This is a genomic window from Winogradskyella jejuensis (genome assembly GCF_900129745.1).
Classification (GTDB): Bacteria; Bacteroidota; Bacteroidia; order Flavobacteriales; family Flavobacteriaceae; genus Winogradskyella; species Winogradskyella jejuensis.
Genome location: NZ_FQWS01000002.1, coordinates 494,959 through 509,842, shown reverse-complemented (window position 1 = coordinate 509,842; position 14,884 = coordinate 494,959). Strand labels below are relative to the sequence as shown.

16 protein-coding genes are annotated in these 14,884 nt (G+C 33.9%); 12 read left to right on the top strand and 4 right to left on the bottom strand.

All coding sequences use genetic code 11. The annotated features are described in order from the left end of the window. Positions 1-65: 65 nt before the first annotated feature. The 10 genes from fahA (at position 66) to BUB95_RS10075 (ending at position 11,138) form a co-directional block, all read left to right on the top strand. Positions 66-1,358 (top strand): fumarylacetoacetase, encoded by a 1,293-nt coding sequence (gene fahA / locus BUB95_RS10120; RefSeq protein WP_073087388.1) that lies wholly within the window; start codon positions 66-68, stop codon positions 1,356-1,358. A 25-nt stretch (positions 1,359-1,383) separates the two neighbouring features. Further along, positions 1,384-1,992, top strand: a complete 609-nt coding sequence (locus BUB95_RS10115; protein WP_073086088.1) for a hypothetical protein — start codon at positions 1,384-1,386, stop codon at positions 1,990-1,992. An 81-nt stretch (positions 1,993-2,073) separates the two neighbouring features. Further along, positions 2,074-3,249 (top strand): hypothetical protein, encoded by a 1,176-nt coding sequence (locus tag BUB95_RS10110; protein ID WP_073086086.1) that lies wholly within the window; start codon positions 2,074-2,076, stop codon positions 3,247-3,249. A gap of 79 nt (positions 3,250-3,328) precedes the next feature. Further along, complete coding sequence (locus BUB95_RS10105; protein ID WP_073086084.1) at positions 3,329-3,904, top strand: non-canonical purine NTP diphosphatase; 576 nt, start codon at positions 3,329-3,331, stop codon at positions 3,902-3,904. A gap of 43 nt (positions 3,905-3,947) precedes the next feature. Further along, positions 3,948-4,787: a hypothetical protein gene (locus BUB95_RS10100; protein WP_143185589.1), complete on the top strand. Its 840-nt coding sequence runs from the start codon at positions 3,948-3,950 to the stop codon at positions 4,785-4,787. Positions 4,788-4,864: 77 nt separating this feature from the next. Continuing rightward, positions 4,865-6,043, top strand: coding sequence for a serine hydrolase domain-containing protein (locus BUB95_RS10095; RefSeq protein ID WP_073086080.1), 1,179 nt, complete (start codon positions 4,865-4,867; stop codon positions 6,041-6,043). Between the two features lie 183 nt (positions 6,044-6,226). Then, the gene (locus BUB95_RS10090; protein ID WP_073086078.1) at positions 6,227-7,399 is read left to right on the top strand and encodes an Ntn hydrolase family protein; all 1,173 of its coding nucleotides are present in this window, start codon (positions 6,227-6,229) and stop codon (positions 7,397-7,399) included. Positions 7,400-7,484: 85 nt separating this feature from the next. After that, positions 7,485-7,943 (top strand): hypothetical protein, encoded by a 459-nt coding sequence (locus BUB95_RS10085; protein WP_143185588.1) that lies wholly within the window; start codon positions 7,485-7,487, stop codon positions 7,941-7,943. Between the two features lie 331 nt (positions 7,944-8,274). Beyond that, positions 8,275-10,101 carry a DEAD/DEAH box helicase gene (locus BUB95_RS10080; RefSeq protein ID WP_073086074.1) on the top strand — a complete coding sequence of 609 codons (1,827 nt, stop codon included), beginning with the start codon at positions 8,275-8,277 and terminating at the stop codon, positions 10,099-10,101. A gap of 233 nt (positions 10,102-10,334) precedes the next feature. Continuing rightward, positions 10,335-11,138, top strand: a complete 804-nt coding sequence (locus tag BUB95_RS10075; RefSeq protein WP_073086072.1) for a carboxypeptidase-like regulatory domain-containing protein — start codon at positions 10,335-10,337, stop codon at positions 11,136-11,138. Here the strand turns inward: BUB95_RS10075 and BUB95_RS10070 are convergent. Both BUB95_RS10070 and BUB95_RS10065 read right to left on the bottom strand, forming a co-directional pair. Continuing rightward, positions 11,135-11,497 (bottom strand): VOC family protein, encoded by a 363-nt coding sequence (locus BUB95_RS10070; RefSeq protein ID WP_073086070.1) that lies wholly within the window; start codon positions 11,495-11,497, stop codon positions 11,135-11,137. The two genes, BUB95_RS10075 and BUB95_RS10070, sit on opposite strands and share 4 nt — an antisense overlap. Before the next feature lie 30 nt (positions 11,498-11,527). Continuing rightward, the gene (locus tag BUB95_RS10065; protein WP_073086068.1) at positions 11,528-12,184 is read right to left on the bottom strand and encodes a TrmH family RNA methyltransferase; all 657 of its coding nucleotides are present in this window, start codon (positions 12,182-12,184) and stop codon (positions 11,528-11,530) included. Positions 12,185-12,225: 41 nt separating this feature from the next. Between BUB95_RS10065 and BUB95_RS10060 the strand changes: the two genes are divergently transcribed. After that, the gene (locus BUB95_RS10060) at positions 12,226-13,440 is read left to right on the top strand and encodes a tetratricopeptide repeat protein (protein ID WP_073086066.1); all 1,215 of its coding nucleotides are present in this window, start codon (positions 12,226-12,228) and stop codon (positions 13,438-13,440) included. A gap of 4 nt (positions 13,441-13,444) precedes the next feature. Next, positions 13,445-14,119, top strand: coding sequence for an SIR2 family NAD-dependent protein deacylase (locus BUB95_RS10055; RefSeq protein WP_073086064.1), 675 nt, complete (start codon positions 13,445-13,447; stop codon positions 14,117-14,119). Between the two features lie 37 nt (positions 14,120-14,156). Here the strand turns inward: BUB95_RS10055 and BUB95_RS10050 are convergent, their stop codons facing one another. Together BUB95_RS10050 and BUB95_RS10045 are read right to left on the bottom strand one after the other, a co-directional pair. Next, a complete protein-coding gene (locus BUB95_RS10050; RefSeq protein WP_073086063.1) occupies positions 14,157-14,357 on the bottom strand; it encodes a helix-turn-helix transcriptional regulator in 201 nt (66 codons plus the stop codon). Further along, positions 14,357-14,803 carry a hypothetical protein gene (locus tag BUB95_RS10045; protein WP_073086062.1) on the bottom strand — a complete coding sequence of 149 codons (447 nt, stop codon included), beginning with the start codon at positions 14,801-14,803 and terminating at the stop codon, positions 14,357-14,359. The genes BUB95_RS10050 and BUB95_RS10045 overlap by 1 nt, the downstream gene beginning before the upstream one ends. Between the last annotated feature and the right edge of the window lie 81 nt (positions 14,804-14,884).

Sequence of the window (14,884 nt, the reverse complement as noted above, 5' to 3'; positions counted from 1 at the left end):
GTTTTAATATGAAAAAACATGTAGATTTGAATAGAAATAATCAACACTTAATCAACACAGCACATATGCCACTTTCAGCAAATAATCCTGACCGAATTTCATGGTTACATGTTAACAGAGACTCTGATTTCCCAATACAGAATATCCCTTTTGGTGTATTCTTAACCAAAGACGACATTATAACCATTGGAACTCGAATTGGAGATACGGCAATTGACCTAGGTGCATTACATCAGTTGGGCTATTTTGAAGGTATTCCGTTAACAGACGATATTTTTCTTCAAGATACCTTGAACGATTTTATTGCAGATGGTCGTAAAACATGGCGTTTGGTTCGTAATCGTATTGCTGAAATTTTTGATGCCGAAAATCCGACTTTAAAAAACAATACAGCACATAAGGAAACTATTTTATTTCGCCTAGACGAAATTGAAATGCAGCTCCCTATATACATTGGTGATTATACAGACTTCTATGCCAGCAAAGAGCATGCTACTAATGTTGGAAGCATGTTTAGAGACCCAGAAAATGCTTTAATGCCTAATTGGTTGCATTTGCCTGTAGGCTATCATGGAAGAAGTTCATCTATAATTCCATCTGGTATTCCTATACATCGTCCGCAAGGACAAACCATGCCTGAAGGTGCAAAAACACCTGTGTTTGGTCCATCAAAACTAGTAGATTTTGAATTAGAAATGGCTTTTATAACTACTGATGCAAACGATTTAGGAGAACCAATTCCTATCGATGAGGCTGAAGAATATATTTTTGGACTCGTATTGTTTAATGATTGGTCTGCAAGAGATATCCAGAAATGGGAATATGTGCCATTAGGTCCATTTTTAGGAAAAAATTTCGCATCTTCTATGTCGCCTTGGATTGTGACTCTAGATGCTTTAGAACCTTTCAGAGTAGAAAGTCCAAAACAAGACCCAAAACCATTACCATACCTTCAATCTAAAGGAAAAAAGAGTTTTGATATTAATCTCGAGGCTTCAATAATGCCAAAAGGCGCTAAAGAAACCACGGTTTGTAAATCTAACTTTAAGTATATGTATTGGAACATGTCTCAACAACTGGCACATCACACTGTAAATGGTTGCCCTGTAAACTCCGGAGATATGATGGGAAGTGGTACTATTTCTGGTCCAACTGAGGATTCGTATGGTTCTATGTTAGAATTAAGTTGGAAAGGTACCAAACCTGTAAAAATGCGTGATGGCTCAGAACGAAAATTCATCAACGATTACGATACTGTAATTATGAGAGGCTATTGTAAAAATGACGATGTACGTATTGGATTTGGTTCTGTAAAAACACAATTACTTCCTGTATTTAATCCCAAGAAAACTAAATAACATATCAATCATTCTATAATAAATCGTGGACAAAAAATTTATTTCTGCTTTTGTTATAATTATTACCATTTCGTTTTATGCAAATGGACAATGGAGAAATAGATATCCAAAAAATGCCTTTAAATCTGTACAAATTTTAGATTATAATCCTGTAATCAATAATGACTCAATTGTAATAAATGAGCTGAGATTTTCTGGGGTTCGCGACAGGCATTATATCCAAAAAGGAATGTATGATAATTTTGGCAAATGGTCTCAAAAGATATTGTCTACTCATTCAGACACTCTATTAATATGGAATAATATAAAGTTATTAAAAAATCAAGATAAACTATTTAGTGTAGCTGCAAAAGGACGGAGAATTCAGAGTAATGTTTACACTGCTGTATTTATTTTCGACAAAAATGATGTAGACCAACTAAATTTAAACTCACCATACAGAAAGGAATTAATCGATTATTTCAAGAACTTGATTAAAAATAGCAACGATGAAAATGTCGATTTTTATCTGGAATTCTGGAAGACGTTTGCTGAAGAAAATAACAATTCACGTAGTGTAAAATATATGCTCAAAAAATACGAAAGTATTAAAAAGAAAAATACCCGAAAGGCGCTAAGAAATAATAGAAATTAGTCCCTCTGTAGAAGTTTGGCATAGCTATTGAAATCTATAATATAATCTCGATTATCGAGTGAAACCTTAAAACTTACGATTATGAAAAAAATTACACTACTATTCGTATCAGTTGCTTTTTTAGTGTCCTGTGGCTCTAAGAAAAAGGTGGAACGCGCTTTAACCTCTGGCAACTACAATGAAGCCATTGCAAAGAGCATCAATAAATTAAGTGCTAACAAAGAGGCTAAACGTAAGCAGGACTATATCTTACTTTTAAAAGATGCTTATGACAAAGCAAACGAAAGAGATATTAACGCTATTGCAAAATTTAAAGCAAATAATAACCCAGAATATTACAAACGTATCTATGAGACCTATATCGCGTTAGAGCAAAGGCAAAATGCGGTAAATCCTTTGCTTCCATTGCGTATTAATGGTCGCGAAGTCTTTTTTAAGATGGAAAATTATACTAATGAAATTATCTCTGCACGAGATAATGTTTCAGACCATTTATACGAAAAAGGTATTGCGTTATTAGAGAGTGATGACAAATTTCAAATACGTAAAGCCTACAATACATTAGCCTATATTGAAGACATAAATCCTAATTACGAAAAAACACGTGATTTAATGCAAGAAGCTCATGAGCGAGGTACGGCGCATGTTATTGTTGCCATAGAAAATAGAAGCAATCAGGTTATCCCAAGACGATTGGAAGACGCCCTACTCGACTTTGACACCTATGGCTTAGACCAATTCTGGACATCATATCATGCCGTAGAAAGCACAGATGTGAACTATGATTACGCCATGCAGCTACAGTTAAGCAGAATTAACATTTCTCCAGAGCAAGTACGTGAGCGTGAAGTTTTGCGTCAACGTGAAATTAAAGATGGATGGCAATATAAATTAGATGGCGCTGGCAACGTAATGAAAGATAGTTTGGGTAATGATATCAAGGAAGATAAAATCATAACCGTGAGAGCGAGATTGTTTGAAACGCAACAGTACAAACAATCCGAAATATTGGCTAGCGTAGTCTTAACCGATTTAAAAGCCAATGAGACAGTTGAACAGTTTAATTTAGATAGCGGTTTTGTCTTTGAGCATTTCTACGCTACATTTAGAGGAGACAGACGCGCCTTAAATAGTGACGATAGAAATTTACTAAGAAACCGTCCAGTACCGTTTCCTTCTAATGAACAAATGGTGTTCGACTCTGGTGAAGATTTAAAAATAAGACTGAAAGACATAATTCAGGATTACAAACTATGATGGTAACTAAAAATTAAGCCTCGAAATATCGAGGCTTTTTTATGGCTTTTATTTAATTTCACAAAGCAAAATCAATTATATGAAACTCGTATTCGCTACTAACAATCTCAATAAACTCAAAGAAGTTCAAGCTTTAGTGCCTGACCATATAAAACTATTGAGTTTAGCAGATATTGGCTGTAATGAAGACATTCCCGAAACACAACCAACTATTGAAGGTAACGCTATTCAAAAAGCAGAATATTTGGCTAAAAATTATGGCTTCAACTGTTTTGCAGACGACACAGGTCTCGAGGTTGAAGCACTTAATGGCGAACCAGGTGTCTACTCCGCACGTTATGCAGGCCCACAACGTGATGCCAATGACAATATGGATAAGCTTTTAGACAACTTAAAAGATAAATCTAACCGTAAAGCCCAATTCAAAACTGTAATAGCATTACATCTCAATGGCGAATTAAAAACCTTTACAGGCATTTGTAAAGGCCAAATCACAAAAGAGAAACAAGGTAAAAAAGGCTTTGGATACGACCCTATTTTTAAAGCCGAAGGTTACACTGAGACTTTTGCTGAAATTTCTTTAGAAGAAAAAAATAAGATTGGACATCGTGGTAAAGCTGTCCTTAAATTAATTCATTTTTTAAATCACCTATAATAATCATATGCCTTTCAAGACCTTATTTCCTTTAATTATAATAATGCTATCTATTTTTATCTGTAATGCACAATCAGAAGAAGATAAAGTTATAAAAACGTGCAATCAATTTATTCAAGGTCGAAAGCTATTAAGAGTAAACGATTCTTCATTAATAAAAAGTGTTACAAGTGACTCATTATATGAACTTTTAATGCTCAACGATAAATATTCAAAAATGCTGAAAGCACGAATTATTGGAGCAGATTTAGACATGAAAGTTAAATCTGTAGAAATTTATGATGATTGTGCCAGCTGTGTAATGACAAGCTACGAATATTATAAAATCCACCTTTGCAAAGATGACAATGACAAATGGCGTATTAAAGGTGAAAATAGCATATTCCCAACTAAAGAACGTATTAATCGCATAAAGAAAAAGATTACAAATTACGGGAAACAGCAGAAATTAAAACCTAAAACAGACTCAATTATAAAGGCTGTAAATATCTTTTTTAAAAAAATTGACAGTTATTTTCTTGAAGAAGAGATAAAACCATTAAAATCAATAACAGACGACGACACTTATCAATTTTTACAAACGTTCTATAAGTATGCCAAACAACGTAGTGGTTTAGAAATTTTGCATAAAGAACTCAAAGCACAAGACTTTACAGTTGGTGATTACTACAACGAAAATGGCTTAACAGAATTTAAATTTTATAAAGAAGATATTACACTCATCTTAGAAAAAAATAGCGACAACGAATTTATAATTGTAGGTTTCAATGGCTACAAATCTTCAACTATAACTGAACCAATCATGAAATCACTGTATCTAGAGTTTCTTCGTGCTATGAAATTAGTACGTAAACCTAGATATAGAAATAAAGACCTAAACTGATAAAGTTCGACATTAAAAAAAAAGTGTTGATTGTTATAATTAATCGTAATTTTAAATGATCAAAAAACACTTTCAATATGTTTAGAATTAAACACTTGGCAAAATTATCTGTCTTTCTATTTTTTATAATTTTCATCTCGCAAGTATCAGCTCAAGCAAACCCAACTTATTCCGAAGCCGTAGAATCCAGGATTAAAGCCGTAGAAAACAATCTGCGAGATAAACCTATGGATTCTAGCGACACAACTCATAATATTACGGAACGGATGAAATTTCATAATATTCCAGCAGTAAGTATAGCTGTTATAAAAAACTATGAACTAGATTGGGCAAGAGCTTATGGTTTTGCAGACAAAGAAGCTCAAATTCCTGCGACGACTAAAACCCTATTCCAAGCCGCATCCATAAGTAAGTCTTTAAATGCTGTTGGTGTTTTAAGATGGGCAGAAACTAATAATATTGACTTAGAAGCAGACATAGATACCTATTTAAAAAATTGGAAATTAAAATCTCGAAAAAAAGCTAATGGCAAAACTATAAGCATTGCAAGTATATTGTCACATTCGGCTGGCTTATCTAGACATGGTTTTGGAGGTTATGAAGTTGGTGAAGCGCTTCCGACTACGCAGCAAATTTTAGATGGTAAAAAACCCGCAAATACTAATAAAGTAAAGTCACTTTTTGAGCCTAATACAAAGTTTAAATACTCTGGAGGTGGTACAACCATAACACAACTAATTCTAACTGAAAATACTGGTATTGCGTACGATACTTACATGAAAGAGCAAATCTTGAATCCTTTAGGAATGACTCAAAGTTTCTACACACAACCACCACCAAAAGATGCGCCATTAGCAACTGCCTATTGGTCTAAAGGTAAACCTCTTAAAACTAAATATCATGTCTATCCTGAAATGGCAGCAGCTGGATTATGGACAACACCGACTGATTTATCAAAGTACATTATAGAGATGCAAAAATCTTTAAAAGGTGAATCTAATAAGCTGTTATCAAAAGACATGACTAAAAAAATGATGACACCTTATTTAGAAGGCGAAACAGCAGGTTTCGGCGTTTTCTTTTCTGAAATTTTAGGGAAAACCTATTTCCAACATGGTGGAAGTAATGAAGGTTTTAAATGTCACTATTATGCCAGTTTAGAAGGTGGAAATGGTGTGGTGATTATGGTAAACTCAGAAAATTACGACATCATTACTGAGATTATAAGAAGTGTGGTCAAAGTTTACGAATGGTAAACTGTTTATAAATACTGCAAACCTTAATTATCTAATCTATTGATTTTTAACCCTTAAAAAACTAACTTCGCTTAACTGTTGATATAGTTCATTAAAACGAACCATATCTTTGAGTTGGCAACAATATAGAGTAACAACAACCCAAATTAAGCGTCCTACATAAAATCACGAAATAAATATCTCATGAAAGATCTTATAAGAATAGGTTTAATAATAATGTTAATTTATCCTAATCTTGGAATGGCTTGTAGTATGTACAAGCTTACCAAAAATGGGAAAACAATTGTTGGAAACAATGAAGACTTTTTTAGTCCAAATGGTCAGTTTTGGTTTGAGACTGGAGCGAAAGATACATATGGAGTAATGTATATGGGTTTTTTAGACAATTTTGCTCAAGGTGCTATTAATGAAGCAGGTTTAATGTTTGATGGTTTTCTTGAGCCATATCTCGAAGTTAAAAACACAAATGGAAAATTAGATATTCCAATTCAAGCTGCGCTAAAAAAGATAATGCAAACAATGAAAAGTGTAGAAGAAGTTCAATCTTATTTAAATACCATTAACCTCAAAATATTAGAAAAAGGTCAGCTTGTGTTTGTTGATAAATCAGGCACATATTTGATAGTCGAAGGTGATAAAATGTTTATTGGTGATGAAGAAGAGAAAACATTCTCCAATTTCTACTATTCACAAACTGAATCATTGAAAGATGTCGAATTAGATTACTATCAAAAAGGATTAAATTTTATAAATAGTACGAAAACCAAACACAATTTTGAGTATTGCTCTATGGCAATGCAAAGCTTTGCCCAATCAAAGATCGCAGCTACCCAGTATTCCACCATTTATGATTTAAAGAAGCTAAAAATAAGAGTTTATTTATTTAACGATTTCTCGAGTTTCATAGAAATAGACTTAACAAAGGAATTAAGAAAAGGAAATCATCAAACTATGATTGCACACCTTTTTCCAAAAAATTCAGAAGGTTATATACATTACAAGAAATACAATAATCCAGAGAATCCAACTCAATTTCTTAGCGAAATATTTGGAGATGCTGAGATTTCAGAACAAGTGTTTTTGGATAGTGGTATTGACGCTGTAATAAATATTATAGGCTATGAATGGCTGAATGATATAAAAAATGTGAAGGGAGCAATCAAAGTTTTTGAATATGGAGTATCATTAATGCCTAATAATTCCAATCTGTACGATAGTTTAGGAGAGGCCCATTATACAAATAAAGACTGGAATAACGCTATAAAAAATTATGCTAAATCGTTAGTTCTTAATCCTGTAAACGAAAATGCTATAGCAATGATTGTAAAAATAAATAAAATGCGAAAGGAAAATTAATAATGTTACAACATATAAATAAAACTACAATAGGCTAGATTGCTAGCCTATGACGTTTGTGATTCCCTTGATAAAAATTTGAACATTGAGAATAGAATATTTACAAAGGTTAAAGAATAATCCTAAAATAGACGGAATGACTGATGAGGGAATTTCTGAAAAGGAAATAATGCAATTAGAGGAATTTTTTAATAAAGGAAATGAATTTCCTCAAGTTTTACGAGAGCTTCTTTTCCTATCGGGCAAATTCTGCAATTTTTTAGACTATGGTATTTATGATAGTCAGATGGAAATGCAAATAGAAGAAAGAAAAGAACTTTTAACATTAAGAGGTTTTTCTATTTCTCGTCCACATTATTTCGTTTGTTTGGCTTCACAAGGATTACCATTATTTTTATACTTAGATGAAGGAAACAATCCTGACCTTTATCAAATTTCCAACCACCTGACTAAAGAAAGTCATTCAAGAAATCTCGGAGATAGCCTAAAAACATTAATAAACCATAGAATAGAAAAATGTAAAAGTGGCTACAATCCTTTTTAATAATAAATACTGTTGCCAACATTGTATAAAAATAATAGCGATTTAATCGCTAAAACGAAAATGAATTTTATTAATCGTACAACGGTTACAAGCGAAAAAGTAAGTACATAAATCCACTACTATTCTTATAAGTTACAGTTAAGCGCACCTTAAAAATCACTCTTAAAAACAAAGTCAAATAAAAGTGTATCTTTGCACGCTGAAAGTCAAAGAATTGATTTTCATTTATTTCCTCAGGGTGAGGATGTGTTACAAGAAGTCTTAGGTTTAAGTATGTCGATTACCTTCTTATGTAACACTACATAACATAATCGAATACTTACAAAAAAGAATGAGTACATTCCAAGAACTCGGTCTTAACGAAGACCTTTTGAATGCTATCACGGATATGGGTTTTATAACCCCAAGTGATGTACAACAACAAGCCATCCCTTTATTATTAAACGAAGAGCGCGATTTAGTAGCTTTGGCACAAACCGGTACTGGTAAAACAGCGGCCTTTGGTTTCCCAATGTTGCAAAAAATTGACGTTGACAGTCGTACAACCCAAGGCTTAATCTTATCGCCTACGCGTGAGCTTTGCTTACAAATAACTAACGAGCTTAAGCAATACGGTAAATACTGTAATGGTCTTAACGTGGTTGCTATTTACGGAGGTGCTAGTATAACAGACCAGGCCAAGCAAGTAAAACGTGGTGCACAAATTGTCGTGGCTACACCAGGTCGTATGAAAGATATGATTAGCCGTAAAATGGTGGATATTTCTAAAATACAATACAGTGTTTTAGACGAAGCCGATGAGATGCTAAACATGGGCTTCTATGAAGACATTACAGACATCTTGTCACACACACCAGACGATAAAAGTACCTGGTTATTCTCTGCAACAATGCCAAGAGAAGTGGCTTCTATTGCTAAAAAATTTATGTACGACCCGTTTGAAATCACCGTTGGCAATAAAAACGAAAGTACAAATAACGTCTCTCACGAATACTATTTGGTAAACGCAAGAGACCGTTACCAAGCCCTAAAGCGTTTGGCGGATGCCAATCCAGATATTTTCTCTGTTGTCTTTTGTAGAACTAAACGTGATACACAAAAAGTAGCTGAAAATCTCATAGAAAGCGGTTATAGCGCTGGTGCGCTTCATGGAGATTTAAGTCAGAATCAACGCGACTTAGTGATGAAGTCTTTCAGAAACAAACAGATACAAATGCTTGTAGCGACAGATGTAGCTGCTCGTGGTATCGATGTAGATGATATTACTCATGTGATTAATTACCAATTACCAGACGAAATAGAAACTTATACACACCGCTCTGGTCGTACAGGTCGTGCTGGCAAGACAGGTGTATCGATGGTTATTGTTTCAAAAAGTGAATTACGCAAAATAAAAAGTATTGAGCGTATCATTAAAAAACAATTCGAGAAAAAAGACATTCCTAGCGGAACAGAAATTACTGAAGTGCAGTTAATGTCGCTTGCAAATAAAATTCATAATACAGAAATTGGACACGAGATTGACAAATATCTTGATAGCATCAATGAGTTATTTGAAGATACCTCTAAAGAAGATTTAATCAAAAAGTTTTTCTCTGTAGAGTTTAACCGTTTTCATAACTATTACCAAAAATCTAAAGATTTAGGCGTTGTAGACTCTAGAGATACTAGTGAAGGAAGAGTATCATCAAATGACACCCGCTATTTCATCAACGTTGGTCGTAAAGACGGTTTCGATTGGATGAAATTGAAAGATTTCTTAAAAGAGAAATTAGAACTAGGACGTGATGATGTCTTTAAAGTTGATGTAAAAGAAAGCTTCTCTTTCTTTAATACTGAGAAGGAAATGCAAGAGAAAGTCTTAGCATTCTTTACAGACTTTAAACACGAAGGTCGTTTTGTAAATGTTGAAGTTTCTGAAAATAAAGGTCGTAGTGGCGGTGGTCGCCGACGTGATGGTGGCGGACGTGGAAAACGCCGTTTTGATGATAAGCCAAGAGGAGAAAGACGCTCTCGCCGTAGTAATGATGGTGACAGAAATAGAGACGATAATAGAGGCGATAGAAGACGTCGCTCTGATGACAAACCGAGAGGAAGACGTTCAGAAAAGTCAAACTTTTCGGGTTCTGATAGACCAAGACGTTCTCGTAGAAAATAAATGTAAATAGGCAGTATAAAAAGTCTAATCTTTGTCTTATTGAGTCTGTCGAAATGTTTTAATACACGGATATACAATATCAGTTTCGACAAGCTCAACTTGACAAGTTTACTTATAAAAACGTTTTATACAGCCTCTTTTTTGTAAGTATGGTGTTAATATTTAGTCAAATCTAAAATAGGAAACTGCCAAAATGCGTTTTGTTTAGTACCTTTAACCCATTAAGAAAAAGAATGCGATTATATTTTAGCCTCATATTATTCTGCTTTTGTTTTTTGGGATTGGCTCAAGAAACAGAAACTGAACCTACAAGAGTACAAGCCACCATTATAAGTAGCACCACTAAAGAGCCTCTAGTTGAAGTTAATGTTGTAAACCTTAACCAAGTTATAGGTACAACTACTAACGACGAAGGTATGTTTGATATCCGTGCAAAAGTTAACGATACGCTTCATTTTTCTTACTTAGGCTACAAATCCATTAAAGTGCGTGTGACCAACGACTGGATTAAGTTTGGTAACACTGAAATTGAAATGACTGACGAGGCACTTGCCTTAGAAGAAGTTGTTGTAAATCAGTTGAAACTTACAGGATATCTTGAAGTGGATATTAAACAAATTCCTATTAGAACAAACAATCGTTTTAGAATTTCTGGTATTCCTAACCAAGGTTATGAAGGCGGACAAACTAACGTTGTCAACAAAGTATTAGGCGCTATTTTTAATCCTGCAGATTTCCTTTACAAAATGTTTGGCAAGAAGCCTAACCAGATGCGAAAGCTAAAGGAAATGAAAAAAGACGATGAGATTAGAAACCAATTAGCCAAGCGCTTTGACCGTGAAATGCTAACCGTTTTATTACAAGTAGATAAATACGATTTAGACGAAATTGTAAACCAGTGCAACTACTCACGCGACTTTATAAGAAGCGCTAATGACCTTCAAATTTTAGATGCTATTAGTGAGTGTTATGAAGAGTATAAGGTTCTTAACCGCAATAATGAACGCATAAGAAACAAGCGTAAAACACAACCTTAGTTTTTGGAGTGTAACGCTACTCGATTACCTTCAGAATCAATAAAAACGCCCATACAACCATGCTCTTCTGAGATTTTAGTTTTTGGTTGAAATATGTTTCCGCCAGCAGCTTCTACTCTCCCTAATTCATTATTGACATCGTCGGACATAAAATACACCAAAGTCCCTTCTTGACTTGGGATATATGATTCTTGCTGTATTAATGTTCCAGTTGCCCCATAAGTACCATCATTGTTAGGAAACCATCCCATTTTTAAACCTCCAAAATCAACCAAGTTAATTTTAATTTTAAAAACTGCTTCATAGAACGCTTTAGCACGTTCCATATCGTTTACTGGAATTTCAAACCAACCTACCATAATCTTATCGTTTTTCTAAAATTAAACATTTTATTTATCAGCTTTATAACGCTCTACGATAGCATCGTAATCTTTAATTGTTTTTTTTATCCAATCAAAACGTTTGGCTATAATTTCATCTTCGGTAAGTTTCCAATTAATATTAGATTTTCTGAGCTTAGATGTTACATGCTGAAGAATAATTGCAGCGGATACAGAAATATTTAAACTCTCCGTAAAGCCCACCATAGGTATTTTTAAAAAGCTATTGGCTTGCTGCATGGCATAGTCTGATAGACCTTCGGTTTCTCTTCCGAAAAAGAAACAGGACTTTTTGGTAACATCAAAATCCATAAGCTCACAATCGTTTGTATGTGGTGTTGTTGCAACAATTTGGTAACCTTTAGCCTTCAAGTCATCTATACAAGCTTTTACACTATTGTAACGATTAAGGTCCACCCATTTTTGAGCACCCATAGCAATTTCACGGTCAATACGCTTAGAATTAACTTCTTCAATAACATTAACTTCCTGTATGCCAAAAACATCGCATGAGCGTATAACAGCGCTTGTATTATGCAATTGGTAGACATCTTCCGTAGCCACAGTAAAATGTTGAGTACGTTGAGATAACACTTGGTTAAAACGTTTACGTCTATTCTCGGTGAGGTAACTTTCTAAATATGTAAGAAGTTTCAGGTCTGTCATTAAAAAAAGAGTATATTTAAATTTATAAAATTTCTTAACCTATGCCTATTTTTCTGTATAGTTTCCGTAAATATCTGTTCGGTAGCTTTCTACTTATTTCTATACTTAGTTTTTCTCAAAATACTGAAAAAAAACGTGTTAAAGACACTCTTTCTAATACCTTAGCAAATGACCTTAAGGTGAAAGCTTTAGGCGACTCGCTTCAAAATGCTATAATTAATTATGAGTCCGAAAAATTTCTGACCTATTTTTCTAATGAAGAATTTATAGAACGATTAAAGAAGTTAAATACGGATGCCGATTACGAAGATAACTTTGTTAAAGGACTACTGTCTGGTGTGCTTAAAGGTTTCAATGCATTTCCAAATAGAATTATATCAGAACTAAAGGCAGATGGCTATTACGATTTTGTAAATTACCGCTATGATGAGTATGAGCAAACCTATTTTATTCTCTTTAGGCTCTACTCGCAATCCGGACTGAATTATCACGATTATCGCATCAGAAAAAATCCAGATACTGGAGATTTTGAGTTTACAGATATTTATATCTACTTAACTGGGGAAGACTTCTCTCAAACCTTGGGCAGAATTATCACTTTTACCATGAATTCTTCAAATTCTAAAGGTAAAACACTTAAAGGCTTTCAGGATTTTATGCAGCTAGAAAAAGCTATAAAAGCCAATCAAGTTGGTAATCCCCAACGAGGTTATTACATCATGGAGAAAATTAAAGGAGATATTTCTAAAGATAAATTCTTTTTAATCTTAAAATCAATGATGGCAGCCAATCTTGGTGACGAGGAATACCTAAAATCATTAGAAGAATTATTTGCAATTCACGGAGACGACCCTACTATTTTTCTGAATAAAATAGACTACTACTTGCTTAAAGGCATGAACTATGAAGCCGTAGAATGTGTTGAAAAACTTAAGAAAATAACTGAAGATGACTTTCTAAATTATTCTAAAGCAAATATTGCTTATATGGATGAAAATTATCAAGTGGCTTTAGACAACTACAAATATATTGTAGATAACTACGAAGGTTTTTTTGATGCTCAAAGTTCGTACTTGGCCATACTTACTGTTCTTAATAGAAATGATGAAGCTATTGATTATCTCAACACGCTTGTAGAAGAGTATGATAAAGAAGATTTAATCGAATATTTAGAAGAGCTCGATGAGAACAATGAAAATGTTTTTGAAGACTTTATAAAAACCGAAGCCTACAAAACTTGGAAAACAGCAGAATAACAGAATGAAACATCTAGTTGTACTTACAGGTGCTGGTACGAGTGCAGAAAGTGGCATTAAAACCTTTAGAGACGCTAATGGGCTTTGGGAAGGTCATGATGTTATGGAAGTGGCCTCTCCACAAGGTTTTAAAAATAATCCTGAATTGGTTTTAGATTTTTACAATCAACGCCGCAGACAACTTAAAGAAGTAAAACCTAATGCTGCGCATTTAGCAATATCAGATTTAGAAAATACTTATAAGGTATCTATCGTAACACAGAATGTAGACGACTTGCATGAGCAATCTGGAAGTTCAAATGTTCTTCACCTTCATGGAGAATTACGCAAAATACGAAGCACGGGAAATCCAAATGATATTAGAACCTGGACAGAAGACATACATCTTGGCGACACCTGTGATTTGGGCTATCAATTGCGGCCACATATTGTGTGGTTTGGAGAAGATGTCCCAATGATAGAAAAAGCCATTGACATTTGCGAAACTGCAGATATTTTGGTTATCATTGGTACAAGCATGCAGGTATATCCTGCTGCTAGTCTGATGAATTTTGTGAGTACGAATATTCCTATTTATTACATTGACCCTAATCCTGCATTGATTGATAATTCTAGAGTGACAACTATAAAAGCTACTGCTACTGCCGGAATGACAAAACTTCTAGGGCTATTAAAATAATAGACTTACCACCATAACCACTAGAATTATTGCTAAATTAATCATCATCAGATAGTTTAAAAAAATCGTTTACAGGTTTATTAAAAACCTCTGATAACTTTAAAGCTAAAACCGTCGAAGGCACATATCTATTAGCTTCTATAGAATTGATGGTTTGCCGTGATACGCCTATTTTTTTGGCCAAATCGTCTTGGGTTAAGCTCAATATAGCACGCTCTACTTTAATTGTATTTTCCATTATCTGTAGCGTTTTAAGGTGTAATAAAACCCTAGTTGAATTAAAAACATAAAACTCAATAACTGAAAATCTCCTAAATCTTTGTAGGCTTCCCCGCCAGAGTGCACAACATTAGATACTCCGAACTCAACATAAGGCATAATTAGTGCATATAAAACCCCAATAATAAAAGCAATAGCATAAGACTGCGCTCTCAAGGCAATAGTCATTTCATCCTCTTCCTTATCCCTAGAAAGTGAAATACACAATAGACCTACGATAAATAGTTTTCGTCCAATATCTCTAATAACTACTGCTGAATCTGGGAATTGATTTTTAACAAAAAATAGAACAAATGCTGCTACAACTAAAAGTGCTCCCACCCACTTAAAGACTTCTGGCAATCTAAAATCTATTAACTTCTGAATGCGCTGACGCTCACACTCTACAAAACTTTTCTTACTCATAATTGACAAATTTACTTTATATTAAGTAAAAATATTTTTACCATATGACAAATATACTTTACATTTTAGAATTATGCAAGT